This is a genomic window from Streptomyces sp. NPDC006512 (assembly GCF_040611935.1).
GTDB lineage: Bacteria > Actinomycetota > Actinomycetes > Streptomycetales > Streptomycetaceae > Streptomyces.
The window spans coordinates 12587-37467 of sequence record NZ_JBEXPG010000040.1; the positions used below are offsets into that span (position 1 = coordinate 12587).

Here is a 24881-nt window from a genome sequence, read left to right on the forward strand (position 1 = left end):
GGTCAGTCGCGGGCCACGGTCACCAGCAGCGCGACGACGGCGAGCAGGAAGGTCATCGCGCCGACGGCCCCGGCGAGCGGCGCGCACCAGGCCGGCCGGCGCAGCAGCAGGGTCAGCGCGGCGGCCCCGACCGCGGCCGTGGCGACGACGAGGAGCAGCGCCACGAGGAGGGGCAGGAGCGTCACGTACACGGCCGCCGCGCCTCCGGAGCGGCGGCGGCCGCAGCGGAGTACCGCAGGCCCAGTCGCTTCAGCTTGCGCCGGACCCGTTCCCCGTACGCCTCGGGAAGCCCGGCCGCGGTCGCGGTCAGGGCCCAGGGTTCCCCGTCGCGCGCCCATGACCGGGCGAGGCGCTCCTCCGGTTCCCGCAGCCGCCGCAGCACGGGGGCGATCCGGGGATCGCCGAACTCGTCCGCCAGGGCGAGCTCTTCCGGCAGGCCGGGAGCGACGAGGAGATCGGCGAGAACGAGGCCTTCGCCGACGGGAGTGCTCAGCAGGGCCGTGCGCCGGCCGCGGCTCTTGCGCTCCCACAGGGGCCGCAGGTGCACGTGCTCGGTCGCGACGTGCCGGCGCAGCAGGCCGAGCAGTGCGGGGGAGTCGGCCGTGCCGTCGCCCAGTACGTGGACCCACTCGCCGAGCAGGGCCATCTCCACGGCTTCCCGCCAGTCCGCAGGCCGGTGCAGGCGCAGCCAGGCTCCGCTGAACGCGTCCACCGTCAGCGGGTCGCCCTCGATGGCGGCGTTGCGGGCCGTCAGCGCCGCCGCGAGGGCGGAACGGTCCGGCCAGGTCGGCAGGGTCCGGATCCGCTCGGCCAGCTCCAGCAGGATTCCGGCGACGCAGTGCGCGACGGTCCGCCGGCAGTGCGCGCACGCGGCGGCCTCCGGGTTCCCGTCCAGCAGGGCGGCCACCGCCTCGATCTCCCCGAGGGCCTCGGCCATCGCCCGGCTGAACGCCTCCCCCTGCGTCTGGTGCCAGAAGTGGAAGAGGGCGAAGGTGTGGGCGCTCGTCGGACAGCCGGCGGGTACGGGGCGGACGGGGACGGGGAGGCACTGGAGGCAGCGGGCGGCCGACTGCAGCGTGATCATGCGTGCTCCTTCACGGGCGGAGGTTCGCTCTTACCTTCCAGGCCCGGCAGGAGGGGGAAACGGCAGAACGCCCGCGCATGATTCGTGTGATCCGGGTCACGTGGTCCCGTGTCGCCCGGCGGGTGGGGGAGGTCCGCGCAGGCCACTTCGGCGGGATTGGCCTTTCGCGGGCGGGGCGGCGGACTGCATGATCCGGATGCCGCGCACGCCGTGCGCCCCGCACCCCGACCGGAGGTACCCGTGACCGAGCCGTCCGCCCCGCCCGCCTTCCCCGGTGGCCCGGAACTCTTCCGGCTGGACCCCGCCGTCGCCCACCTCAACCACGGCTCGTACGGGGCGGTCCCGGTCCCCGTGCAGGAAGCCCAGGAGGCCCTGCGGGCCGAGGCGCACGCCGACCCCGACGCCTTCTTCGCCTCCGTCCCGGACCGCCTCGACGCCGCCCGGGCCCGGATCGCGGCACACCTCGGGGCGGACCCCGACGGCATCGCCTTCGTCTCCAACGCCACCGAGGGCGCCAACCTCGCGCTCGACGCCGTCCCCCTCGCCGACGGCGACGAGATCCTGGTGACCGATCACGGCTACGGCACCGTCGTCGCGGCCGCCGCCTGCCGCGCCCCCGTCACCACCGTCGCCCTGGACCCGTTCCTCCCCGACGAGGACGCCGTCCGCGAAGCCGTACTGGCCGCCGTCACGCCCCGCACGAAGGTGGCCCTGCTCGACCACGTCAGCTCACCGACCGCCCGCCTCATCGCCGGCCCCCGGCTCCTCGCCGACCTCGCCGCCCGCGGGATCACCACCGTCGTCGACGGCGCCCACACCCCGGGCACGCTGGCCCGGCCGATCGCCGCCGGCGCCGACTTCTGGTTCGGGAACCTCCACAAATGGGGCTACGCCCCCTCCGGCAGCGCGATCCTCGCCGTCGCCCCCGCCCACCGGGCCCGGATCCGCGCCCACACTCCGTCCTGGGAGGACCACCGCGGCTTCCCGCTCTCCGTGGAGTACCGGGCCACCGCCGACTACACCGGCTGGCTCGCCGCCCCCGAGGGCCTCGACCTCATCGAACGCCTCGGCGCGGCGCGGGTCCGCGCCCACAACCAGGCCCTGGCCGCCTACGGAGCCGCCCTCCTCGCCGAGGTCCCCGGACTCACCCCGCTCCCGTACACCGAGGGCCTCCCGCTGCGCGCCCTGCTGCTGCCGCCCGGGACCGCCGAGACCCAGGACGCGGCCCGGGCGATGCGCGAGGAACTCGCCGCGAAGCTCCGTACCCGGGTCCTGGTCTGGCCCCGGGCCGGCGGCGGAGGCCTCCGTGTCTGCGGGCAGGTCTACAACCGCGCCGAGGAGTACGAGCGCCTCGCCGCGGCCCTGCCCGCCTTCCTCAGGGGCGCCTGAGCAGGTAGGTGTCCATGATCCAGCCCTTGCGGGCCCGCGCCTCGGTCCGCAGCTCCTCGATCCGGCCGGCCACCTCGGCCAGCTTCCCCGAGACCAGGATCTCGTCCGGGGTGCCCACGTAGGCACCCCAGTAGATGTAGAGGTCCTGGTCGAGGTGGGCCGTGAAGGCGTGCCGGGCGTCCAGCATCACCACCACGTCGTCCACGTCCTGCGGCCAGCCCTCGGCGAGCCGGCGCCCCGTGGTGATCTGCACCGGCCGGCCGACCCGGTTCAGGTTGGTCCGGTGCCGGGCCAGGAGCGCGGACACGCTGCTGATGCCGGGCACCACCTCGTGCTCGAAGGCCACCCGCCCGTGCTCCAGCACCTCGTCGAGGATCGCGAGGGTCGAGTCGTACAGCGAGGGGTCGCCCCACACGAGGAACGCGCCCGTCTCGCCCTCCGCCAGGTCCTCGGCGATGAACCGCTCGAAGATCTCGGCCCGCGCACTGCGCCAGCCGTCCACGGTGGGGGTGTATGCGGCGGGGGTGCGGTCGCGGTCCGGATCGCGGCCCTCCACCAGCCGGTGTCCCGGCCGGGCGTGCGCGTCGAGCATCGCCCGCCGCAGCCCCGTCAGGTCCGACTTCTCCTCCCCCTTCTCCAGGATGAGGAACGCGTCCGCCGCGCCGATCGCCCGTACCGCCTGGAGGGTCAGGTGGTCCGGGTCGCCCGCGCCGATACCGATCACAGAGAACTTCTTCACCGGGCTATTCTGCCCGTCATGCGTGCCGCCCTGTTCGTCACCTGCGTCAACGACGCGCTGTACCCCCGGACCGGCATCGCCGTCGTCCGTCTCCTGGAGCGCCTCGGCGTCGAGGTGGACTTCCCCGCGGCCCAGAGCTGCTGCGGCCAGCCGCAGTACAACACCGGCTACCGGCGCGAGAGCGAACCGCTCGTGCGCCGCACCGCCGAGGCCTTCGCCGGCCACGAGTACGTGGTCACCCCCTCCGGATCCTGCGCCGCGATGATCCGCGCGCACTACCCGCGCATCGGCCGCGAGGCGGCCCGGGAAGGGCGCGGGGGCCGGCTGGAGGAACTCGCCGCGGACCTCGTACCGCGCGTGTACGAGCTCACCGAATTCCTGGTCGACGTCCTCGGCGTCACCGACGTCGGCGCCTGCTTCCCGCACACCGTCACCTACCACCCCTCCTGCCACGGCCTGCGGGCCCTCGGCCTCGGCGACCGCCCCCGACGGCTGCTGGCCGCCGTCAAGGGCCTGGAACTCGTCGAACTGCCCGGCGCGCAGGAGTGCTGCGGCTTCGGCGGGACCTTCGCCCTCAAGAACGCGGACGTCTCGGCCGCCATCGCCGCCGACAAGATCCGCAACGCCCGGGCCACGGGCGCCGAGGTGCTCTGCGGCGCCGACAACTCCTGCCTCGCCCACCTCGACGGCACCCTGCGCCGTGCCGGAGCCCCGCTGCGCACCCTGCACCTGGCCGAGATCCTGGCCTCGACCGAGGAGGAACCGCTGCGATGACCCGCCCCCCGGCCACCGACCTCGGCATGCCCGCCTTCCCGGCCCGTTCCGCCTCCCCGGACACGCCCGCCGGCCCTGCCTCCCCGTCCGTCCCCGACTTCCCCTCCTTCCCCGACGCGGCCCGCGAGGCCGTACGGGACGAGGTGCTGCGCGGCAACCTCCGGCACGCCACCCACACCATCCGCGACAAACGGGCCCGCGCCGTCGCCGAACTCCCCGACTGGGACCGGCTGCGCGCCGCCGGCAAGGCGGTCAAGGACCACACCCTGCGCCACCTCGACCACTACCTGCTGCGACTGGAGGCCGCCGTCACCGCCGCCGGCGGCACCGTCCACTGGGCGGTGGACGCCGACGAGGCGAACCGCATCGTGACCGGCCTCGTCCTCGCCGCCGGCGACGCCGACGGGGGCGACGCCGACGGGGGCGACGACGACACCGGCGGCGACGCCACGGGAAGGCGCGAGGTCGTCAAGGTCAAGTCCATGGCCACCCAGGAGATCGGCCTCAACGAGGCCCTGGAGGCCGCCGGGATCGCCGCCTACGAGACCGACCTCGCCGAACTCATCGTCCAGCTCGGCCACGACCGGCCCTCGCACATCCTGGTCCCCGCCATCCACCGCAACCGGGGCGAGATCCGCGACATCTTCCGCACCGAGATGGGCCGTTGGGGCCGCCCGGCGCCGCAGGACCTCGGCGACGACCCGCGCGAGCTCACGGAAGCCGCCCGACTGCACCTGCGCGAGAAGTTCCTGCGCGCCAAGGTCGCCGTCTCCGGCGCCAACTTCATGGTCGCCGAGACCGGGACGATGGTCGTCCTCGAATCCGAGGGCAACGGCCGCATGTGCCTGACCCTCCCCGAGACCCTGATCACCGTCGCCGGCATCGAGAAGGTCGTCCCCACCTTCCGCGACCTGGAGATCTTCCTCCAGACCCTGCCGCGCTCCTCCACCGCCGAACGCATGAACCCGTACACGACCATGTGGACCGGACTGGGGCCGTCGAAGGGGGCCGACGGTGACGGTCCCTCCGCCTTCCACCTCGTCCTCCTCGACAACGGCCGCACCGACACCCTCGCCGACGAGACCGGCCGCCAGGCCCTGCGCTGCATCCGCTGCTCCGCCTGCCTCAACGTCTGCCCGGTCTACGAACGCGCCGGCGGCCACGCCTACGGCTCCGTCTACCCCGGCCCGATCGGCGCCATCCTCAGCCCCCAACTGCGCGGCACCGGCAGCGAGATCGACGCCAGCCTGCCCTACGCCTCCACCCTGTGCGGCGCCTGCTACGAGGTCTGCCCCGTCGCCATCGACATCCCCGAGGTCCTCGTCCACCTCCGCGAACGCGTCGCCCAGGGCGGCCCGGTCACCCGCGACGGCGTCCGCGTACGGATCCGGCCCGTACGCGGCCACACCGCCGAACGGGCCGCCCTGCGCGCCGCCCGGCTGCTCCTCGACCGCCCCGGCGCCCTGCGCGCGGGGGAGCGGCTGCTGTCCAGGGCCCGCCGGCTGCGCCCGCGCCGCCTGCCCGGACCCGGCCGGGCCTGGACCGACACCCGTGACCTGCCCGACGTACCGGCGGAGTCCTTCCGCGACTGGTGGACCCGAGAACGGGAGAACCCGCAGCCGTGAGCAGCAAGGACCGCATCCTCGCCCGCATCCGCCGGGCCACCGCCCCACCGGCCGGCGGCCCGGACGGACCGGGCGGCCCGGACGGACCGGAGCCGGGCATCCCGCGGGACTACCTCCGCGTCCACGGGGCCCGCACCCCCGCCGAGAACGTCGACCTGCTGGCCGCCCACCTCACCGAGTACCGGGCGAAGGTCCACCGCACCGACGAGGACGGCCTCCCGCTGCTCCTGGCGCGGCTGCTGTCCCGGCACGAGAGCGTCCTCGTACCGCCCGCCCTGCCCCCGCACTGGCTCTCCGCCGCCGGTCCCACCCGGATCCCCGACCGCGCCGCGTCCACCCCGCGCGAACTGGACCGCGCCGGGGGCGTGGTCACCGGCTGCGCCCTCGCCATCGCCGAGACGGGCACCATCGTCCTCGACGGCGGACCCGACCAGGGCCGGCGCCGCATCACCCTGATCCCCGACCACCACGTCTGCGTGGTCCGCGTCCCCGGCCAGGTCGTCGACTCCGTCCCGCAGGCCCTGGAACTCCTCGACCCCGCCCGCCCGCTGACCTGGATATCCGGACCCTCCGCCACCAGCGACATCGAACTCGACCGGGTCGAGGGCGTCCACGGCCCCCGCACCCTGGACGTCGTCCTCCTCGGCGCACAATAGGGCCCATGCCCTCCCACATCGCCCTCACCGCCCTCGTCGTCCACGACTACGACGAGGCCATCGACTTCTACACCCGCGCCCTCGGCTTCGACCTGGCCGAGGACACCGCCCGCCCCGACGGCTCCCGCTGGGTCGTGGTCCGCCCGCCCGGCGCCGCGGAGAGCGCCCTCCTGCTCGCCCGCGCCAAGGACGACGCACAGCGCTCCCGCGTCGGTGACCAGACCGGCGGCCGCGTCGGCTTCTTCCTCCACACCGACGACTTCGCGCGCGACCACGCCCGGATGACCGCCGAGGGCGTCCGCTTCCTGGAGGAGCCGCGGCACGAGGCGTACGGCTCCGTCGCCGTGTTCGAAGACCTCTACGGCAACCGCTGGGACCTACTGCAGCCCGCCGCCGCGTAGCCGCGGAGCCTCCCGGGAGGCGTCCACGACGGCCCCGCCGTCCACCCGGTGGGCCAGTTCCCCGGCCCACCGGACCAGCCCCGGCAGGTCCATCCCGTACGCCTCCCGCACCCCGTCGAGGGAAGCCGCGCCCCGCCGCAGCAGCCGGGCCCCGCCGACCGCGTTCCCCCGGGCCGCGTGCGTCAGGCCCACCGCCAGCTGCGCCATCGCCCGCCACAGCGGGGCCGCCGCCTCGGGGCCCGACTTCCAGGCGTCCTCGAACACCTCGTGCGCGTGGAAGGGCATCCCGGCGTCCAGCAGCCGCTGCGCCTCGGTCACCGTCCCGGCGGGGGAGCGGACCACGCCCTCCGGCTGCCGCTCCACCCCGGCCGCTCCGTAGGGCAGCGGCCGCCCCAGTCCGTCCCTCGGCCGCGCACTGCGCGCCCGGCCCTCGCCGTCCCGGTCCCGTACGTTCACCCGGCCATCCTCTCCCTCGCCGATTACCCGTGCACACTCACCCCTCAGCGTGGGGTAATGTTCTGCATGTGCCCGCCGCGAGGGGAAAACCCCAGGTGGAAGGCATGAACGGGACGTGGCGCAGCTTGGTAGCGCACTTGACTGGGGGTCAAGGGGTCGCAGGTTCAAATCCTGTCGTCCCGACTCGAAAGAGTCGCAGATCAGGGTCCGTTTCAGAGAAATCTGAAACGGGCCTTCGGTCGTTTCGGGGGTCGGTGCGCCGGGGCGGTGTGCCGGTCGCGTGTCCGGGGTGGGCGCCCGGTGGCGGGGCGTTCAGAGTCGGCGGGTACGGTTCCGCTTGAACGCGGCGCGTCGGCCACTGGCCGATAAGGCCGGTTGGACCGTTCGCGGCCCCCGCGGCACCCAGGAAAGCATCACCGTGAACACCATCAGAACCGTCTGCTTCGTCATAGCCGCGCTCTCGTCGTACGCCGCGCTCGTCTACCGGCTCTGCCAGGGGCGGCGGAGCCGGAGGGACGGCGAGTACCGCACCCTGATCGCGACACTGGTGTTCCAGTGCCTCACCTTCACCATGGGCGCCGTCGCCATGCGGAGCGAAAGCCTCCTGGGCGTGCACAACCTCGCCATCCTGCTCATGCACCTGTCGGGGGTCGCCCTCTGCGTCAGCGCGCAGGTCATCTTCCTGCGCTGGGCGGCCGTCGGCGCGGAGGCGGCCCGCAAGACGCGCTTCTGGGTGCTCACCGGCTTCGGCCTCGACGCGCTGCTGACGGCCCTCTTCTTCCTCGCCGACGGTCCGCGCCGGTGCGCGACGGAGTTCGACGGCAGCGGTGACCCGCTGCTCCTCGTGTACCTCCTGGCCTTCATCGCCTCCCAGGCGGTTCCGTGCGTCACCATGGTCCGTCAGTTCGGCCCCTACGCCCGGATGACCGACAACGCTTCGCTGCGGCACGGTCTGCGCACGCTGTCCGTAGCGGCGGTGATCCTGCTGGTCTACGGCGCGGTCCGGACGGTCAACGTCCTCACCCTCGCGGCCGGAGCCGACACCGGGGCGTGGCGGGAGGCCGTCGCCTCCGTCATCAACACGCTGGGCATCGTCGCCCTCTCCCTGAGCCTGACCATGTCCTGCTGGAGCCCGTGGACGACGAGGTGCGTCGAGTGGACCCGGTCCTACCGGTCCTACCGGGCCCTGTACCCGCTGTGGCGGGACCTGTACGAGTCCTCCCCGGACATCGCCCTGGAGCCGCCCGGGACCTCGGTCCGTGACCTCGACTACCGGCTCCACCGGCGGGTCGTCGAAATACGGGACGGGTGGCGGGACTTGCGCCCCTACATCGAACGCGGCACGGGCGGGGCGCCGGCCGTGGCCGGCGACGGCGGTGGGCCGGCGGGCGAGGAGTTCCGGCAGGCGTTCACCGAGGCGGCGCAGATCAGACAGGCCCTGCGCGCCAAACGCGCGGGGACCATCCCCCGTGACAACAAGGACGCCGGGGACTTCGACGACCGCGACACGAACAACTTCAGTGCGGAAGTAGCCTGGCTCACGCAAGTCGCGGCCGCCTACAGTAAGCTCCGCAAGGCGAGTTGAGAACTCCCGCCCGGTTTGCATCCCCCGTCAAACCGGGCGGGCATCTCCCGTTCCCCCCGCTTCCCCCGTTCCCCCCGCCGATGTCCTGTCGGGCCGGACGGGTGGCTCCCGTCCCGTGCCTTCCGGTACCGCGCCCCCCCGAGGGCTTGGGTGCCCTCGGAACGCGACCGGACGACCAACCAGATGACCCCCGTGCATCCAGTTAGCTGACAGCTATCGGCGAGGCCAACGTTGACGGAGTTCACGACAATTGTCAACTGACCGCTAATCTGTGAAACTCCGGGATAGCCAACGGCTATCCCGTGGAGTGGGGGGAGCTTCACCATGACCGCGACCGACGACCGGCCCCTGCTCGCAGTGCGCCTCGACGACCTGTTCCGGACCGTCCGGCCCAAGGGCAGGCACTGGACCAACGCCGAGGTGGCGGAGGAACTGAAACGGGCCGATCCCGGCCTCAAGGTGGGGGGCGTGTACCTGTCCCAGCTGCGGACGGGCAAGCGGGCCAACCCCTCGCCCGACCTGCTGGCGGCCCTGGCCCGCTTCTTCGGCGTCTCGGTCGCCTACTTCTTCGACGACGAGGTCGCCGAGTCGGTGCGCGGCGAGCTCGCCGTCGTCGAGGCGCTCAGGCAGTCGGGGGTGCGGGCTGTGGCGATGCGGGCGGCGGGGATGCGCAAGGACAACCTCAAGGCCATCACGGCCCTCATGGACCAGTACCGGCTGATGCAGGGCCTGCCCCCGGTGACGGAGCCGTCCGGCTCCGAATGAGGGGTGTGCGCGGAGCCGCCCGGCCGGGCCTGCGGGTGCGGGTGCACCATCGGGCCGGGCGGACCGGTACGGTCGCGGTGAGGAGCGGTGGCTTCCGGATCACCCGCGCAGGGGGTTTCCGGGCCGCACGGAGCGCTGCCACCGCGCGCATATCCCGCCGTGACGCGGGCATGCGCAGCAACAGCAGGACGAAAAGGGTGATGCCGGATGGTGCTGGGAACGGACAAGGAACGCTTCACCGTCGCGGTAGGGGCGGTGGAGGGAGCGGTCCTCCTCACACTCGCCGGGGAGCTGGACCACGACACGGCCCCGCCCCTGCGTGACGCCCTCGACACCGCGGCCGCCCGGGGCGGGCGGCTCCTGGTCGACATGTCGGGGCTGGACTTCTGCGACTCCACCGGACTGAACGCCCTGCTGCACAGCCGGATCACCGTCCAGGAGGCCGGCGGCACCCTGGAGCTGGCCGGACTGACCGGACCGGTCGCGCGGATGTTCCGCATCACCGGCGCGGACGGGGTCTTCCCGGTCCACGCCGACGTGGAACAGGCGCTGCGCCGGCCCTCGGTATGACGGTGCGGCCGCCGCGGGCGGCACCGGTCCACGGACGGTACGGACGGTACGAGCGGGCGGGCACGGAAGAGGGAAGGGGTCGGAGAATCATGGAGCAGCGAGCGCCGACGGACCGGAACTGGCTCCTGGTCCTCGACGGGCTCCCCGACCCGGTCTCCCGCAGCCGCGATTTCACCCGTCGCGCCCTCACCGCCTGGCACTGGCTGCCCGCCGACGGGGAGGCCGTGCGGGACGCCGCCGACGACGTCCTGCTGCTGGTCTCGGAGGTGGTGGCCAACGCCTGTCTGCACGGCGGCGGCCCCGGCGCCCTGGTCCTGGACTGTACGGACGACCGGCTGCGGATCGAGGTGACGGACGCGAACCCGCGCCCTCCGGCGACCGCCCCCGGCGGTCCGGCCGAGCCGGGCCGCCCCGGCGGGCACGGGCTGTTCATAGTGGAGCGGCTCGCCCGCGCCTGGGGCTCGCGCCCGGGGGCGTCCGGCAAGTGCGTCTGGCTGGAGGTGCCCAGCCCCCCGGGAGTCCTCGGCGCACCGCGCCGGGTGTCTTAGAGGCCGGGTGTCCTAGAGAGTGTCGTCGCCGGGTGTCTCGGAGAGTGTCGTCAAGGGGCGTTCCCCGGCCAGTCCGGGGGTGGTTTCCGGGCCGGTTCCTGGGGTGACGGTGGAGGTTCGGTAGGTCCGTACCAGGGCGCGGGGGCAGACCTGACGACCGCGTCTTAACGATCTTGCGCACGGTGACAGAAGCTCCATACTGACCGGTGTGAAGACCGAACACGACGCCGTTCTGATCGAGATCCACGGCCACACGGGGGTGATCACCCTCAACCGCCCGGAGGCCCTCAACGCCCTCACGCACGCCATGGTGCTGACCGTGACGGCGGCCCTCGCGGCCTGGGAGCGCGACCCCGCCGTGCGGCAGGTGCTGGTCCGCGGCGCGGGCGAGCGGGGTCTGTGCGCGGGCGGCGACATCCGGGCGATCCACGCCGACGCGAAGAGCGGCGGCACCGCCTCGCTGGACTTCTGGCGCGACGAGTACCGGCTCAACGCCCGCATCGCCCGCTACCCCAAACCGTACGTGGCCCTCATGGACGGCATCGTCATGGGCGGCGGCGTCGGCATCTCGGCCCACGGCAGCGTCCGCGTCGTCACCGAACGCTCCCGCGTCGCGATGCCCGAAACCGGCATCGGCTTCGTCCCCGACGTCGGCGGCACCCACCTCCTGTCGCGGGCTCCCGGCGAACTCGGCACCCACCTCGCCCTCACCGGCCTGGCCGTCGGCGCCGCCGACGCCCTGCTGTGCGGGCTCGCCGACCTCTTCGTCCCCTCCGACCACCTCGCCGAGCTCACCCACGCGCTCGCCTGCTCCCCGGCGGAGGAGGTCCTGGCCCCGTACGCGGGTGCTTCCGTTCCCGGCGGCGAACTGGCCGCCGAGCGGGAGTGGATCGACCGATGTTACGCCGCCGACACCGTCGAGGAGATCCACTCCCGGCTGCTGGGCAACGGCCTCGCCGCCGCCCGCGAGGCCTCCTCGGTACTGCGCACCAAGTCCCCCACCGCCCTCAAGGTCACCCTGGCCGCGCTGCGCCGGGCCCGCGAGCTGGGCTCGCTGGAGGAGGTGCTGGAACAGGAGTACCGGGTGTCCGCCGCCGCGCTGTCCACCCCGGACCTGGTCGAGGGCATCCGCGCCCAGGTCATCGACAAGGACCGGCTGCCCCGCTGGTCCCCGGCCGCGCTCGCGCAGGTCCGGGACGCGGAGGTGGAGCGCTTCTTCGCCCCGCCCCGCGACCGCGCCGGAGCCCTGACCTTCCCGCGGGGCGGCGTCAGCCCCGGCTGATCCGGGTCGCGAGGCCGTCCCGCCGGGGCCTCCTTCGGCGCGGCGTGGATGCCGGTCGTCTTCGCCACCCTCGCCGACGGCGCCCCCTGCGCGTACATCGGCATGCGGGCCGCCCCCCGAACCGGCTGACGGCCCGCACGCACGGACGCCCGGACGCTACGCGCCGACGTACTCCCGCAGGTGACGGGCCGTCAAGGTGTCTCCCTCGGCGGCCAGTCGCGCCGGGGTGCCCTCGAAGACCACCCGGCCCCCGTCGTGCCCCCCGCCCGGGCCGATGTCGATCAGCCAGTCGGCGTGGGCCATCACCGCCTGGTGGTGCTCGATGACGATCACCGAGTTCCCCTGGTCCACGAGCCGGTCCAGCAGGGCGAGCAGCTTGTCCACGTCGGCCAGGTGCAGCCCCGTCGTCGGCTCGTCGAGGATGTACGTCGAGGACTTCTCCGCCATGCTGATGGCCAGCTTGAGCCGCTGGCGCTCACCGCCCGAGAGGGTGCTGAGCGGCTGCCCGAGCCGTACGTACCCCAGCCCCACGTCCACCAGCCGGCCCAGGATCGCCCGCGCCTGCCCGGTGGTGAAGAACCCGTGCGCCTCCGCCACCGGCATGTCGAGGACCTCGCTGATGTTCTTCCCGTTCAACCGGTACGTGAGCACCTCCGGCGTGAACCGACGGCCCTCGCACTCCTCGCAGACCGAGGCCACCGCGGCCATCATCGCCAGGTCCGTGTAGACCAGCCCCAGGCCGTTGCACTTCGGGCAGGCACCCTCCGAATTGGCGCTGAACAGCGCGGCCTTGACCCCGTTGGCTTTGGCGAAGGCCGTCCGGACCGGACCCAGCAGCCCCGTGTACGTGGCCGGGTTGGAGCGCCGCGAGCCGCGGATCGGCGACTGGTCGGCCACCACCACCCCGTCCCGCCCCGCCAGGTATCCGTGGATCAGCGAACTCTTCCCGGAGCCCGCCACCCCCGTCACCACGGCCAGCACCCCGAGGGGCACGTCCACGCTGACGTCCTTCAGGTTGTGCAGGTTCGCGTCCTTCACCGACAGGTGCCCGCGCGGAGTGCGTACCGTCTCGCGCAGCCGGGCCCGGTGGCCCAGGTGGCGGCCGGTGAGGGTGTCCGAGGTGCGCAGCCCGGCGACGTCCCCGCTGTAGCAGAGCCGGCCGCCCGCGGTGCCCGCGCCCGGACCGAGGTCCACGACGTGGTCGGCGATCGCGATGACCTCCGGCTTGTGCTCGACGACCAGCACCGTGTTGCCCTTGTCGCGCAGCCGCAGCAGCAGGTCGTTCATCCGCCGGATGTCGTGCGGGTGCAGGCCGGTGCTCGGCTCGTCGAAGACGTACGTGATGTCCGTCAGCGAGGAGCCGAGGTGGCGCACCATCTTGACCCGCTGCGCCTCGCCGCCCGACAGCGTGCCGGACGGCCGGTCCAGGCTCAGGTAGCCCAGGCCGATCTCGATGAGGGAGTGCAGCAGTTCGCGCAGGCTCGCCAGCATCGGGGCCACGCCCGGGTCGTCGATGCGGGCGATGACCCCGGCGAGGTCGCTGATCTGCATCGCGGAGCACTCCGCGATGTTCAGCCCGTCGATGCGCGAGGACAGCGCGGCCGCCGACAGCCGGGTGCCGCCGCAGTCGGGGCAGTCCGTGAAGACCACCGCGCGGTCCACGAAGGCCCGGATGTGGGCCTGCATCGACTCGCGGTCCTTGGCCAGGACGGTCCGGCCGAGCTTCGTGATCAGCCCCTCGTAGGTGAAGTTGTTCGACCCGACCTTCACCTTCACCGCCGGCTTGTGCAGGAAGTCCGCCCACTCCTGCTCGGTGAAGTCCTTGAGCTTGGTGTCGGGGGAGTAGAAGCCCGAGTTGGCCATGATCTGCCAGTACCAGGAGTCGACCGCGAAGCCGGGGACGGTGATCGCGCCCTCGTTGAGGGAGAGTTCGCGGTCGACGAGCTGGTCCACGTCGACGTCGGAGACCTGGCCGATCCCCTCGCAGCGCGGGCACATGCCGTCCGGGGTGTTGAAGCTGAAGGCGGACGAGGTGCCGACGTGCGGTACGCCCAGGCGTGAGAAGACGATCCGCAGCATCGTGGACGCGTCGGTGGCGGTGCCCACGGTGGAGCGGGATCCCGTTCCCATCCGCTCCTGGTCGACCACGATGGCCGCGCTCAGGTTGTGCAGCCCGTCCACGTCGGGGCGGGCCGGACTGGCCATGAAGGACTGGATGAAGGCGGTGTACGTCTCGTTGATCATGCGCTGCGACTCGGCGGCGATGGTGCCGAAGACGAGCGAGGACTTGCCGGACCCGGACACGCCGGTGAAGACGGTCAGCCGGCGCTTGGGGATGTCCAGGGAGATGTCCGCGAGGTTGTTCTCCCGCGCTCCGCGGACCTGGATCACCTGATGGCCGTCCGCGGCGTAGGGCTGATTCACGCCTGCTCCTCCCGGTCGTGGCCGGTCAGGAAGGCCGCGGAGGCGGGGACGCCGTCGACGTCCAAGGATATGGCGGTGCTGGTGATGTGCACGGAACTCCTCGCGGGGGCGGATGTTTCGAGCTAACTCTATACACTGTACTCTATACGCCGTAATGAATTAATGGGCGGGAAGGAAGGACCGGACATGGCGAAGGACCGGACCGGGGCGGGCGATCCCGTCCGCACGCTGGAACTCCTGTGGCGCGAGCCCGGACAGGAGCCCGCCGCCGGGCGGCGCGGCCCGCGCCAGGGCCTCACCGTGGACGCCGTCGTCGGAGCCGCGATCGCCCTCGCCGACGAGCAGGGGCTGGCCGCGCTGACCATGCGCGCCCTCGCCCAGCGCCTGGGCGTCACCCCGATGAGCGTGTACACGTACGTACCGGGCAAGGCCGAGCTGCTCGACCTGATGCTGGACGAGGCCTACCGGCACATGGACCGCCGCGCACCGGCCGGCCCGGAGCCCTGGCGGCTGAAGGTCACCCGGATCGCCGACGACAACCGGGACCTGCTCGTGCGCCACCCGTGGATCGCCGACCTGTCCGTGACCCGCGTGCCTCTGGGCCCCGGAGTGATCGGCAAGTACGAACACGAGCTCACGGCCTTCGACGGCATCGGCCTCACCGACGTGGAGATGGACGCCGCCCTGACCCACCTGCTGGGCTTCGTCCACGCCAACGCCCTGGCCGCCGCCGACGTCGTCGAGCACAACAGCCGTCAGAGCGACGAGGAGTGGTGGGCGATCAGCGCGCCCCTGCTGGAACGTGCCATGGACCCGGAGCGCTACCCGATCGCCGGCCGCGTCGGCGGCACGGTCGGCGCCTACGACCCGGAGACCGTCTGGGCCTTCGGCCTGAACTGCGTACTGGACGGCCTGGCCCGCCTGATCGAGACCAGACCCACCGGGGCGGCCTGACACGGCCCGCCCGCCCGCCGGCGCGCGGCGCAGGGGGGCTTGTACAACCCGCCCCGGAAGCCGCAGTGTTGACCGAGTTCCGTCCCTCAGGTCAGGAGAGCCGGCTTGTCGACCCCCGTCCCGCCCGTCCCGCCACTCCCGGACGCCCCGCACGTCATCGACTCGGCCGGAGGCTGCCCGCACGCCCTCAACGCCCGGCTGCGCGCCCGGGGGGCCGTCGCCGAGGTCGTCCTGCCCGGCGGCGTACCCGGGGCCGTCGTCCTGGGCCACGACGCGCTCAGGGAGTTCCTCGCCCACCCCGACGCGGCCAAGGACCCCCGGCACTTCGCCGGCCTGCACGACGGCACCGTCCCCGCGGACTGGCCCCTGCGGGTCTTCGCCAACGCCCGGGGCATGCACACCGCCGACGACGCCGACCACCGCCGCCTGCGCTCCCTCGTCGGGAACGCCTTCACCGCCCGCCAGGTGGAACGCCTGCGCCCCCGCGTCGAGGAGCTGACCGACGCCCTCCTCGACGACCTCGCCCGGGCCGCCGACGCCTCGCCCGACGCCACCGCCGACCTGCGCACCCACTTCGCCCTGCCGCTCCCGATGGCCGTCATCTGCGAACTGCTGGGCGTGGACCCCGAACACCGGGGCCGCCTGCACCGGTTGTCCAACACCGTGATCGTCTCGACGGACAGCACCCCCGCCGAGGTGACGGCCGCCGTGGGCGAACTCGTCGAACTGATGGGGACCATCGCCGCCACCCGGCGCGAGCACCCCGGCGAGGACCTCACCAGCGCCCTGATCGCCGCGCGCGACGGCGACGGCGACCGGCTCAGCGAGGCCGAACTCATCGGCACCCTGAGGCTGATGCTGGTCGCCGGGCACGAGACCACGCTCAACCTGATCAGCAACGCCGTCCGCGCCCTGTGCACCCACCGCGACCAGCTCGCCCTCGTCCTGGAGGGCAAGGCGACCTGGACGGACGTCGTGGACGAGACCCTCCGCTGGGACGCACCGGTCAGCTGGTTCCCCTTCCGCTACCCCACCCGCGACCTGACCGTCGACGGCACCGTGATCCCGCGGGGCACCCCCGTGCTCGCCGGGTACTCCGCCGCCGGACGGGACGGCTCCGTCCACGGTCCGGACGCCGCCCGCTTCGACGTGACCCGACCCGGCGCCGCCCGCAACCTCTCCTTCGGGCACGGCGCGCACTACTGCGTCGGCGCCCCCCTCGCCCGACTGGAAGCCACCATCGCCCTGGAACGTCTCTTCGCCCGCTTCCCCGGCCTCGACCTCGCCGTACCCGAGGACGAGCTCCCGCGCCAGCGCAGCTTCATCGGCAACAGCGTCGAAGCCCTCCCGGTCCGCCTCACCCGGCGGGTCTAGTGCCGTGACCGGAGCCGGCGGGGAAGGGCCGGACCCTGACCGTCACGGAGTGCAGGCCGGTGGCGCCGTCGGGAAGGGTGCCACGGCGCCGCTCCGGCTGGACGGCGCCGGTGCCGTCCGTCGCGCGGACCTCCAGGGTGTGCCCGCCCGGCTCCGCCTCCCACGTCCACACCCACTGCCGCCACGTGTCGTCGCCGTCCGCCGCCCCGAGCCGTGCGTCCCGCCACGGCCCGCCGTCGGCCCGCACCTCCACCCGCGCGATGCCCCGGTGCTGCGCCCAGGCCACGCCGGCCACCGCGACCCGGCCCGGCGCCGGCGCCGAGTGCGGCCGCGGCGTGTCGATCCGCGACTGCGTCTTGACGGGGGCCCGGGCCGCCCACGACCGCCGCACCCAGTACGCGTCGTAGGCGGCGAAGGTCGTCAGGCGCAGCTCGCGCAGCCACTTGCAGGCGGATACGTAGCCGTACAGGCCCGGCACGACCATCCGGACCGGGAAGCCGTGCGCGAAGGGCAGCGGCCCGCCGTTCATTCCGACGGCCAGCAGCGCCTCGCGGCCGTCCATGACGGTCTCGACGGGCGTGCCGAGGGTCATCCCGTCCACCGACCGGGCCACCAGCTGGTCGGCCGGGCCGCCCTGTGAGGGCGGCCGTACCCCCGCCTCGCGCAGCAGGTCCGCGAGGCGCACGCCGAGCCAGCGGGCGTTGCCGACGTAGGGGCCGCCGACCTCGTTCGACACGCAGGCGAGGGTGATGTCGTGCTCGACCAGGGGCCGCGCGAGGAGCTCCCGCAGACCGAGTTCGAGGGGCTCGGTGACCCCGTCGCCGTGGATGCGCAGCCGCCAGGAGTCCGCGTCCACGCGCGGGACGACCAGGGCGGTGTCCACCCGGTAGAAGTCCCGGACCGGGGTGAGGAACGGGCCCACGCCCGGCACCCGCAGGTCGGCCCCGGCGGGCACCGCGGGCGCCCGTACGGTGGCGGCCGGCAGGACCAGCTCCGCCCGGGAGGCCGTCGCCCCCGCCGCGCCGTGCGATCCGAGCCGCCGCCCGGCGAACCCGGCCGCCGCCGACACGGCGAGCGCTCCCGCGACCAGCCGCCCGAAGCTCCGCCGGTCCAGCCCCGGGCCGCCGCCGGTGCCGGGGCCGCCCGCCGGGCGGCGCCGGTTCACCGCCCGGACCAGCAGGTACAGCACGACCGCGGAGGCGGCTGCGCCCACCAGTGACGGCAGTGCGTCCCGCCACGTCGCCTCCGGCCGGCTCACCGCGGCCGCCGCCCCCAGTGCGCCCGTCGCGCAGGCGAGCGCGATCCCCGCGGGGAGCCGGCGTACGGCCAGCACCCCGGCGGCGGCCGCGAGCGCGGCGAGGACGAGGACGACCCCCAGGATCAGCACCGGCTTGTCGGCGGTGCCGAACGTGCGCACCGCCCACTCCTTGACGGCCGCGGGCGTACGGTCGACCACGGCCGCGCCGACGGCGGCGAGCGGAGCCGCCTCGGGCCGGACGGCGGCCGCGACCGGCTCGGCCAGGGCCAGTCCGGCGACGGCCGCGACCAGCCCGCTCACGGCGCCCGGCCAGTGCGGGGCCCGGCGCCCCGGGTCCGCCCTCCTGTCACTCGCCATCCGTACGTCACCTCCGCCCGGCCGGCCGGGCGCCCGCCGTGCCCGACCGCCCGCCGTGCCCGACCGCCCGCCATGCCCGACCGAACTACGTGGCCTTCGGCGGGGGGAAGGCCAGTACCACGAGCGGGTCCGACGTCGGGGCGGGCGAGCCGCCCGCCGGTTCCACCGTGACACCGATGCCGGTGGCCGCGCCCACCGGGCCCGCCAGCAGGGCCGGGGCGTCGGGGCGCGCCGGGTCCATCAGTCCTGCCGGGCGCATGCCCGCACCGGGATCGGCGAACCACAGCTGGTACACCCGGCCCGGCGGGGGAGCCGCCATCCCGGAGGACACGAACACCGCCCGGTCCCGGTCCCGGGAGACCACCACCGTGCCCGTCCCGCCGTCCGCGAGCCGGCCGCTCGCCAGCCGGGCGTCGGGGGCCGACAGCACCTGCGTCAGCGCCGCCGCCCGGGCCTCGGCCCGCCGCGCCTCCTGCCGGGAGCCGTCCGCCTCCCGGAACTGCCACAGCGCGACCCCGCCGAGCCCGGCCGCCGCCGCCACACAGGCCGCGAGGACCCAGTGCGCCCGGGGCCGCCCGCCCCGCGCCGCGTGCCGGGCCGGGGCCTTCGGCGCCGGGAGGGGCGGCGGTCCGGCCGGGGCCTCCCGGATCCGGCGCAGCACCTCGTCCCGGAACCCGGGCGGCGGCTCCACCGCCACGGCCGAGCCCAGCAGGGCCGCCGTCGCCGCGAGTTCCCGTACCTCCCGCGCACAGTCCGCGCACGTCTCCAGGTGCGCCTCGAACGCGGCGCGCTCCGCCGCCGGCAGCGCGTCCAGGACGTACGCGCCCGTCGCCCCGTGCGGATCGTCCGTACTCATGCGCCCCTCACCCCGAGACAGTCGCGCAACCGCAGCAGGCCGTCCCGCAGGCGCGTCTTCACGGTACCCAGCGGCAGCGACAGCTCCTCGGACACCTCCCGGTACGTCAGGCCCCGGTAGTAGGCCAGGGTCACCGACTGGCGCTGGAGCGCGGTCAGCGAGCCCAGGCAGCGGCGCACCCGTTCCCGTTCGTCGTGCTCCAGCGCGGTCTCGCTCACCTGGTCGAACTCCGGCAGCGCCGCCTCCAGCCGGCCGGCCCGCCGTTCCCGGTCGGCCGAGGCCTGCGCCGAACGCACCCGGTCCACCGCGCGGCGGTGGGCGATCGTCAGGACCCACGTCCGGACACCGCCCCGGTCGCTCCGGTAGCGCCCGGCGGTGCGCCACACCTCGACGAACACCTCCTGGGTCACCTCCTCGGCCTGGGCCCGGTCGCGCAGGACCGCGAGCGTCACGCCCAGCACGCGCCCGCACACCGCGTCGTACACGGCGACGAAGGCGGCCTCGTCACCCTCGGCGACGCGGGCGAGGAGGACGGGCAGGGCCTCGTCGCCGGCCCGTGCCGCCTCAGTCGGGGACCGGTTCTCCGGGGTCCGCACGCATTGCCTCGCATCCGCAGGTCTCGACGGGGATCCGGAGCCGCCGGCCCGCCGGACCGCCGTCTTCGGGACCGTCCCCGGGGCCGGTCGGCCGCCGCTTGCGCAATTCCACCACGCCGTCCGTGAGCCGCTCCCACGGGTCGCCGGGCACGGTCGCGGGCGCGCTGGTCCCGGGCTGCCCCGGCTCGGTCTCGGACACGTCGGTGCACTCCTGTCGGCCGGTCGGCCTCGCGGCCCGTTGACGGCGGAAAGGGGCGGTCACCGGACCGCTCCGGTGACCGCCCCTGACCATGGCCGGGCCAGTGAACCCAGTGCCCGCGCCGTGCGGGGAGCCGTTGGGTGACGGCTCCCCCTCACGGGTAAGGGGATTCCCCCGGAAGGGTGACCACCCCCGCGTGTCGCGGGCGTGGCGAAGGGGGGTGGTGTAATTCGGCGGTCCCGGCCGCCGTCGACGCGGAAGGCGAACCTTCCGGCCGCCGCTCCGTCAGACGGGCAGCGCCCACGCCTGGTCGGGCCGGTGGTCGCCGCAGTCGGTCAGCCGCAGCCGCTCCGCCGGGGCGTCGGGGGTCGCGGCCGCGGCCGGCGCGGTCAGGCACAGCCCGCTCGCGTTCGCGACCAGGGCCCCGTCGCGCCGGTGGCTCCAGCTCTGCGCCTGCTGCCGCCCGGGCGCGCAGCCGTCCAATTCCACCAGGCCGTCCTCGCCCGCCGTCAGGCATTCGCCGGCCAGCAGCAGCCGCCCGCGGTCCCCGAGGGTCCAGCGCTGGTCGGCTCCTGCGGTGCAGCCGGCCAGTACGACCGCGCCGACACCGGAGGTGCTTGCCCCGTCGGCGCACGCGGATCCGGTCCCGACGATCTGACCGGTGGGCACGGCGGGCGCGCAGCCGCCGCGCGGGGTGAGCCGCCACACGACCGTGTCGTGCGCGCCGAGCCGGCCGGTCAGCGAGTCCGAGACCGCGGCGCTGTCCCCGTTCCACAGGTTCTTCGCGTCCACCGTGCAGGAGTGCAGCCCGATGTCGGCCAGGGGTACGGAGACGTTCCGCGCGGACCCGGACCGGTTGAGCACCGCCACGGCGCGGTCGCCGTTCGCGAGCGGCCGGGCCAGTACCTCGAAGGTGGCGTTCGAGGAGACCACCGCGCCCTGCGTGCCCATCGGGTCCTGGTCCAGGGCGATCAGATCGGTGTTGCCGAGCGCGGCCAGTCCGGCCGGGGTGATCTTCGAGACCTCGGAGGACAGGATGAAGGGGGCCGCCATCATGGCCCACAGCCCCACCTGGCTGCGGCTCTCCGCCTCCGTCAGCCCGGGGGCGCCCGCGATCAGGAAGTCGGGGTCGTTCCAGTTGCCGGGGCCCGCGTACCGGCCGAGCCAGCGGTTGTAGCCGTAGTTGCCGAGGACCGAACTCCACCGCGAGGTGGCGGGCGCGGCCGGCTGGTAGACCTTGATGTCCCGGCCCTCGCGCCACAACTGGCCCGTCTCGCCGACCCAGTCGAGGACCTTGTGCCAGTCGGATCCGCCCCATTCGCCCTGCTGGAAATAGGCGGGCGCGGAGGCCGACAGCACCATCGGCCGGCCGCTGTCGCGCAGCGCCCGCGCGACCGCGTTGTACGCGTCCCGGTAGGCCTGTTCCTTGGTCTTGCCGGGCGGCACCCACAGGTTGCAGCCGTCCATCTTGACGTAGTCCACGTTCCAGGACGCGAACAGCCGGGCGTCCCGGGCGTAGTTGTCCTCGCCGCCGCCGTCGGGAGCGCCGCTTCCCGGGTACTTCTCGCAGGTGAGGTACCCGGCGTCCTCGTAGATCCCGAACTTCAGGCCCTTGGCGTGGAGGTACTCGCCGAGCCAGGCCATGCCGTGCGGGAACCTGTCGGTGTCGACGACCAGATTTCCCTGCGCGTCGCGGCTCTTGCGCATCCAGCAGTCGTCGACGGTGACGGTGTCGTACCCCTTGGCGGCGAGACCGCTCGACACGAGCGCGTCGGCGTTGGCGACGACCTTGGCCTCGTCGATGTCGCACATGTAGTGCGCCCAGTTGTTCCACCCCATGGGAGGGGTGAGCGCGAGCGGGGTGTCCGAGGTCGCGCCCGGATCGGCGGGCGCGGCGGCCGGGACCGGCGCGGACAGCGCGGCGGAGGCGGGCGCGGGGCACAGGCACAGGGCGAGCAGGGCGGCCGCGGTCAGACAGGGGAGCGACGCACGCAGGCGAGGCGGCACGGGGTCTCCTTGACGTGGGGGCGGGACCGACGGGCAGTCGTGCGCCCAGTGCAGCGATGTGACTACCCTCTGTCAACACAAGTCTGTGGATATGGCTCGATGACCAGCAATATGGCCGTAGTCGGTGTCACACGGAAGTGGTGATACGCCGTATGTGCCGATGGCTGATACGCTGTATCTCATGCCGAGGAGATCAGCCGCACTGGACCGCGCCACCCCCGAAGCCATCGCCGTGGCCGCCCTGCGGATCCTCGACGAGGAAGGCCCCGCGCAGCTGAGCTTCCGCACCCTGGCCGACCGGCTCGACGTCTCCCACGCCACCGTCCAGCGCCGCTGCACCGACCTCGCCGGACTGCTGGACCTCTGCACCGAACACCTCGCCGCCCGGCTCCCCGACGTCCCCGCCGGCACCGGCTGGGCCGAGGCGTGCGAACTGCGCTTCGGCGCCCTGTACCGGCTGCTCACCGCCCACCCCGGGCTGCTCGTCCTGCGCGGCGGCCGCCCCTGGCTCGGCCGGCAGCTCCTGGCCCGGCTCGTGGAGCCCGCGCTCGCCGACAGCGTCGCCGCCGGGATGACCCCCGCCGAGGCGATGACCGTGTACCGCCGCATGTACCTGCTCACCCTGGGCAGCGCGGCGTTCGTGGACCACCGCGACCCGGCCGCCGCCACCGAGGCCTCCCGGGCCGCCCTCGCCGCCCTCGATCCGGCCGGGTTCCCGGTGCTGGCGGGAGCCCTGGCCGAGGTACTGCCCCCGCTGACCGACCACGAGGTGTACTACGGCGCCCTGCGCCAGCTCATCGAGGCCGCCCGGCCCGCCCCTTGACGGCTCGTCACCCCTCAGCCGCTCCCAACGCCCCTCGCCCGAAAGGCAGTCCGCCATGGAAACGCAGCTCGACTACGCCGCCGTCCGCGCCGCCGCCGACCGGACCGCCGGGGCCGTCCGGCCGGCCGCCGTGGTGCCCGCCGCCGAGGGCGTCTGGTACGCGCTGGAGTACCTCCAGCACACCGGCTCCTTCAAGGCCCGCGGCGCCCACAACTTCCTCGCCGCGCACCGCGCCGCCGGCACCCTGCCCGCCGCCGGGGTCACCATCGCCTCCGGCGGGAACGCCGGTCTCGCCTGTGCCTGGGCGGCCCGCGCCCAGGACGTGCCCGCCACCGTGTTCCTGCCCGCCAACGCGCCCCGCGTGAAGGTGGAACGGCTGCGCGGCTACGGCGCCGACGTACGCCTCGTCGGCGACCGGTACGCCGAAGCCCTCGCCGCCTGCCAGGAGTTCGCGGCCGCCTCCGGAGCCCTGGCCAGCCACGCCTACGACCACCCGCTCATCGCCGCGGGCGCCGGAACGCTGCTCGACGAGATGCGCGACGCCCTGCCCGGCCTGGACGCCGTCGTCGTCGCGGTCGGCGGCGGCGGACTCTTCGCGGGCGTCGCCACCGCCGCACGCGAACACGGAGTCCGCGTCATCGCAGCCGAACCCGAACACTGCCGGGCCCTGAACGCCGCCCTGGAGGCGGGCCGCCCCGTCGACGTCCCCGTCGCCTCCGTCGCCGCCGACTCCCTCGGCGCCACCCGGGTTTCGGCCGACGCGCTGGCCGCCGCCCGCCACGACCACGTCGAGTCGGTGCTCGTCGCCGACGCGGACATCACCGCCGCCCGCCGGGCGCTGTGGGAGGAACACCGCATCGTGGTCGAGGCGGGCGCCGCCACCGCCCTCGCCGCCCTGCGCGCCGCGCCCACGCCGCCGGGCAAGCGGATCGCGGTCGTCCTGTGCGGGGCGAACACCGACCCCGCCGACCTGACGGCCCCCGCCCCCGGGGCGGCGTAGGAGCCGTCGGGCCGGCGGGGTCGCGCACGCCGCCTGTCAGGCGTCGTGGCGGACCACGACGACCGTACTGGCGGCGTACTGGACCACCTGCTGGCTCACCGACCCCAGCAGGGCGCCCTTGATGCCGCCGTATCCGCGCGTGCCGACCACCGTCAGCTCGGCCTCCCGCGACGCGTCCACCAGTACCTGGCCCGGCGCCCCCTTCTCGACCCGGCGGAACACCGGGACGCCGGGCGAGGTGCCGACCGCCTCGGCGACCGTGTCGGACAGCTTCTGCCGCGCCGCGTCCTCGGCGTGCACCAGGTCCGCCTGCTCGGCCGTACCCACCGCGAAGGGATTGGTGTTCCACTCCCAGCTCATGACGGCGTGTACGCGACCGCCGGTGGCCTTGGCCTGGGCGACGCCCCAGCGCAGCGCCTCCTTCGAATGGTTCGAACCGTCCACACCGACGACGATCAGGGGCTCGACGGGCTCACTCACAGCGGGTTCCTCTCGTTTCGTCCGGATCGTCCTTCGCTCCCTGTATACACGGCACCGGGTGCACGACCACGAATGACCACGAGCGACCCCGACTGACGACGGGGGCAACGAGCGGTGGCGGCCACGGGCGGCCGCCTGCGGCCACGGGCGACGATCGTCGCGGCGGTCCGAGACTTTCGGGGACTGCCCCGCCGCCCCGCCCCCTGCGAAGGTCCGTACGTCCCGGTGAAAGGCACCGGACACGGCGGACTCGGAGGAACGGGCGTGGCTCAGCGCAAGGGCTGTCTCATCGGTTGCGGCGTGGCGTTGGTGGTGGGCATCGGCCTCGCCGTGGCGCTCGTCTTCGGCGCCGGGAAACTCCTCGACATCGCCGACAAGACCCTGCTCGACCCGAAGGTCTACGAGGCCCTCCACATCGGCGACCCCGAGGCGGAGGTCCGCGGCAAGCTCCCGTCGGGCGACAGCTTCGTCACCGGCGCCCTGAAGGACGGCGGACCGGCCGAGCCCGAGGGCAGCACCTGCGCCTGGTACCTCTCCAGCACCGACGACAGCAGCTCCGACGTGCTGCGCCTGTGCTTCAAGGACGGCAAGCTCGCCGACAAGGCCGCCTACCGCATGAAGTAGGCCACCACCCGGGGTGGCGGCTCACTTCGCGCACCTGACACCGGACACCGGACAC

Annotated in this window: 26 protein-coding genes and 1 tRNA gene; 16 read left to right on the forward strand and 11 right to left on the reverse strand. The window is 74.1% G+C overall.

The window, feature by feature from the left end; translation table 11 throughout:
* Nucleotides 1-2 precede the first annotated feature (2 nt).
* Both ABZZ17_RS25955 and ABZZ17_RS25960 read right to left on the reverse strand, forming a co-directional pair.
* Nucleotides 3-191 carry a hypothetical protein gene (locus ABZZ17_RS25955; RefSeq protein WP_356879018.1) on the reverse strand — a complete coding sequence of 63 codons (189 nt, stop codon included), beginning with the start codon at nucleotides 189-191 and terminating at the stop codon, nucleotides 3-5.
* On the reverse strand, nucleotides 182-1084 hold the full coding sequence (locus tag ABZZ17_RS25960; protein WP_356879020.1) for a hypothetical protein: 903 nt from the start codon (nucleotides 1082-1084) through the stop codon (nucleotides 182-184). The genes ABZZ17_RS25955 and ABZZ17_RS25960 overlap by 10 nt, the downstream gene beginning before the upstream one ends.
* 240 nt (nucleotides 1085-1324) lie before the next feature.
* Here ABZZ17_RS25960 and ABZZ17_RS25965 point away from each other — a divergent pair, with 240 nt between their 5' ends.
* Nucleotides 1325-2473 (forward strand): aminotransferase class V-fold PLP-dependent enzyme, encoded by a 1149-nt coding sequence (locus tag ABZZ17_RS25965; protein ID WP_356879022.1) that lies wholly within the window; start codon nucleotides 1325-1327, stop codon nucleotides 2471-2473.
* On the opposite strand, the gene cobF is transcribed toward ABZZ17_RS25965, so the two are convergent.
* Entirely contained in the window at nucleotides 2460-3212 is a 753-nt protein-coding gene (gene cobF, locus ABZZ17_RS25970) for a precorrin-6A synthase (deacetylating) (protein ID WP_356879024.1), read from the reverse strand. The two genes, ABZZ17_RS25965 and cobF, sit on opposite strands and share 14 nt — an antisense overlap.
* A gap of 18 nt (nucleotides 3213-3230) precedes the next feature.
* On the opposite strand from cobF, the gene ABZZ17_RS25975 reads away from it, so the two are divergent.
* Genes ABZZ17_RS25975 through ABZZ17_RS25990 form a run of 4 tightly spaced genes read left to right on the forward strand, consistent with a single transcriptional unit; the run spans nucleotide 3231 to nucleotide 6668 of the window.
* Entirely contained in the window at nucleotides 3231-3986 is a 756-nt protein-coding gene (locus tag ABZZ17_RS25975) for a (Fe-S)-binding protein (protein WP_356879026.1), read from the forward strand.
* A complete protein-coding gene (locus ABZZ17_RS25980) occupies nucleotides 3983-5611 on the forward strand; it encodes a lactate utilization protein B (protein ID WP_356879028.1) in 1629 nt (542 codons plus the stop codon). Before ABZZ17_RS25975 ends, ABZZ17_RS25980 begins: the two co-directional genes overlap by 4 nt.
* Complete coding sequence (locus ABZZ17_RS25985; protein WP_356879030.1) at nucleotides 5608-6267, forward strand: LUD domain-containing protein; 660 nt, start codon at nucleotides 5608-5610, stop codon at nucleotides 6265-6267. The genes ABZZ17_RS25980 and ABZZ17_RS25985 overlap by 4 nt, the downstream gene beginning before the upstream one ends.
* Nucleotides 6268-6272: 5 nt before the next feature.
* Complete coding sequence (locus ABZZ17_RS25990; RefSeq protein ID WP_356879032.1) at nucleotides 6273-6668, forward strand: VOC family protein; 396 nt, start codon at nucleotides 6273-6275, stop codon at nucleotides 6666-6668.
* Here the strand turns inward: ABZZ17_RS25990 and ABZZ17_RS25995 are convergent.
* On the reverse strand, nucleotides 6645-7124 hold the full coding sequence (locus ABZZ17_RS25995; protein ID WP_356879034.1) for a DUF309 domain-containing protein: 480 nt from the start codon (nucleotides 7122-7124) through the stop codon (nucleotides 6645-6647). The two genes, ABZZ17_RS25990 and ABZZ17_RS25995, sit on opposite strands and share 24 nt — an antisense overlap.
* Before the next feature lie 109 nt (nucleotides 7125-7233).
* Here ABZZ17_RS25995 and ABZZ17_RS26000 point away from each other — a divergent pair.
* From ABZZ17_RS26000 to ABZZ17_RS26025, 6 genes are all read left to right on the forward strand, one after another.
* Nucleotides 7234-7307 (forward strand) — tRNA-Pro (locus ABZZ17_RS26000).
* A 235-nt stretch (nucleotides 7308-7542) separates the two neighbouring features.
* The gene (locus tag ABZZ17_RS26005; protein ID WP_356879036.1) at nucleotides 7543-8709 is read left to right on the forward strand and encodes an MAB_1171c family putative transporter; all 1167 of its coding nucleotides are present in this window, start codon (nucleotides 7543-7545) and stop codon (nucleotides 8707-8709) included.
* Nucleotides 8710-9033: 324 nt separating this feature from the next.
* On the forward strand, nucleotides 9034-9474 hold the full coding sequence (locus ABZZ17_RS26010) for a helix-turn-helix domain-containing protein (RefSeq protein ID WP_356879038.1): 441 nt from the start codon (nucleotides 9034-9036) through the stop codon (nucleotides 9472-9474).
* Between the two features lie 207 nt (nucleotides 9475-9681).
* On the forward strand, nucleotides 9682-10044 hold the full coding sequence (locus ABZZ17_RS26015; RefSeq protein ID WP_356879040.1) for an STAS domain-containing protein: 363 nt from the start codon (nucleotides 9682-9684) through the stop codon (nucleotides 10042-10044).
* An 89-nt stretch (nucleotides 10045-10133) separates the two neighbouring features.
* Nucleotides 10134-10592 carry an ATP-binding protein gene (locus tag ABZZ17_RS26020; RefSeq protein WP_356879042.1) on the forward strand — a complete coding sequence of 153 codons (459 nt, stop codon included), beginning with the start codon at nucleotides 10134-10136 and terminating at the stop codon, nucleotides 10590-10592.
* A 208-nt stretch (nucleotides 10593-10800) separates the two neighbouring features.
* Nucleotides 10801-11874 carry an enoyl-CoA hydratase/isomerase family protein gene (locus tag ABZZ17_RS26025; RefSeq protein ID WP_356879044.1) on the forward strand — a complete coding sequence of 358 codons (1074 nt, stop codon included), beginning with the start codon at nucleotides 10801-10803 and terminating at the stop codon, nucleotides 11872-11874.
* A gap of 156 nt (nucleotides 11875-12030) precedes the next feature.
* Here the strand turns inward: ABZZ17_RS26025 and ABZZ17_RS26030 are convergent, their stop codons facing one another.
* On the reverse strand, nucleotides 12031-14265 hold the full coding sequence (locus ABZZ17_RS26030; RefSeq protein WP_356879138.1) for an excinuclease ABC subunit UvrA: 2235 nt from the start codon (nucleotides 14263-14265) through the stop codon (nucleotides 12031-12033).
* Between the two features lie 219 nt (nucleotides 14266-14484).
* Here ABZZ17_RS26030 and ABZZ17_RS26035 point away from each other — a divergent pair, with 219 nt between their 5' ends.
* Nucleotides 14485-15252, forward strand: coding sequence for a TetR/AcrR family transcriptional regulator (locus tag ABZZ17_RS26035; protein ID WP_356879046.1), 768 nt, complete (start codon nucleotides 14485-14487; stop codon nucleotides 15250-15252).
* A gap of 105 nt (nucleotides 15253-15357) precedes the next feature.
* Nucleotides 15358-16626 (forward strand): cytochrome P450, encoded by a 1269-nt coding sequence (locus ABZZ17_RS26040; RefSeq protein WP_356879048.1) that lies wholly within the window; start codon nucleotides 15358-15360, stop codon nucleotides 16624-16626.
* On the opposite strand, the gene ABZZ17_RS26045 is transcribed toward ABZZ17_RS26040, so the two are convergent.
* The 5 genes from ABZZ17_RS26045 to ABZZ17_RS26065 form a co-directional block, all read right to left on the reverse strand.
* Nucleotides 16610-18241 carry a molybdopterin-dependent oxidoreductase gene (locus ABZZ17_RS26045; protein ID WP_356879050.1) on the reverse strand — a complete coding sequence of 544 codons (1632 nt, stop codon included), beginning with the start codon at nucleotides 18239-18241 and terminating at the stop codon, nucleotides 16610-16612. The genes ABZZ17_RS26040 and ABZZ17_RS26045 overlap by 17 nt on opposite strands.
* Nucleotides 18242-18326: 85 nt before the next feature.
* On the reverse strand, nucleotides 18327-19097 hold the full coding sequence (locus ABZZ17_RS26050) for an anti-sigma factor (protein WP_356879052.1): 771 nt from the start codon (nucleotides 19095-19097) through the stop codon (nucleotides 18327-18329).
* Complete coding sequence (gene sigK / locus ABZZ17_RS26055; protein ID WP_356879054.1) at nucleotides 19094-19693, reverse strand: ECF RNA polymerase sigma factor SigK; 600 nt, start codon at nucleotides 19691-19693, stop codon at nucleotides 19094-19096. The genes ABZZ17_RS26050 and sigK overlap by 4 nt, the downstream gene beginning before the upstream one ends.
* On the reverse strand, nucleotides 19662-19892 hold the full coding sequence (locus ABZZ17_RS26060; RefSeq protein WP_356879056.1) for a hypothetical protein: 231 nt from the start codon (nucleotides 19890-19892) through the stop codon (nucleotides 19662-19664). The genes sigK and ABZZ17_RS26060 overlap by 32 nt, the downstream gene beginning before the upstream one ends.
* Before the next feature lie 285 nt (nucleotides 19893-20177).
* Nucleotides 20178-21899, reverse strand: a complete 1722-nt coding sequence (locus ABZZ17_RS26065) for a ricin-type beta-trefoil lectin domain protein (RefSeq protein WP_356879058.1) — start codon at nucleotides 21897-21899, stop codon at nucleotides 20178-20180.
* A 181-nt stretch (nucleotides 21900-22080) separates the two neighbouring features.
* On the opposite strand from ABZZ17_RS26065, the gene ABZZ17_RS26070 reads away from it, so the two are divergent.
* A complete protein-coding gene (locus tag ABZZ17_RS26070) occupies nucleotides 22081-22722 on the forward strand; it encodes a TetR/AcrR family transcriptional regulator (protein ID WP_356879060.1) in 642 nt (213 codons plus the stop codon).
* A 55-nt stretch (nucleotides 22723-22777) separates the two neighbouring features.
* Nucleotides 22778-23722, forward strand: coding sequence for a serine/threonine dehydratase (locus ABZZ17_RS26075; RefSeq protein WP_356879062.1), 945 nt, complete (start codon nucleotides 22778-22780; stop codon nucleotides 23720-23722).
* Between the two features lie 36 nt (nucleotides 23723-23758).
* Here the strand turns inward: ABZZ17_RS26075 and ABZZ17_RS26080 are convergent, their stop codons facing one another.
* Nucleotides 23759-24202, reverse strand: coding sequence for a universal stress protein (locus ABZZ17_RS26080; RefSeq protein ID WP_356879064.1), 444 nt, complete (start codon nucleotides 24200-24202; stop codon nucleotides 23759-23761).
* A 264-nt stretch (nucleotides 24203-24466) separates the two neighbouring features.
* Between ABZZ17_RS26080 and ABZZ17_RS26085 the strand changes: the two genes are divergently transcribed.
* Nucleotides 24467-24826: a hypothetical protein gene (locus ABZZ17_RS26085; RefSeq protein ID WP_356879066.1), complete on the forward strand. Its 360-nt coding sequence runs from the start codon at nucleotides 24467-24469 to the stop codon at nucleotides 24824-24826.
* Nucleotides 24827-24881 lie beyond the last annotated feature (55 nt).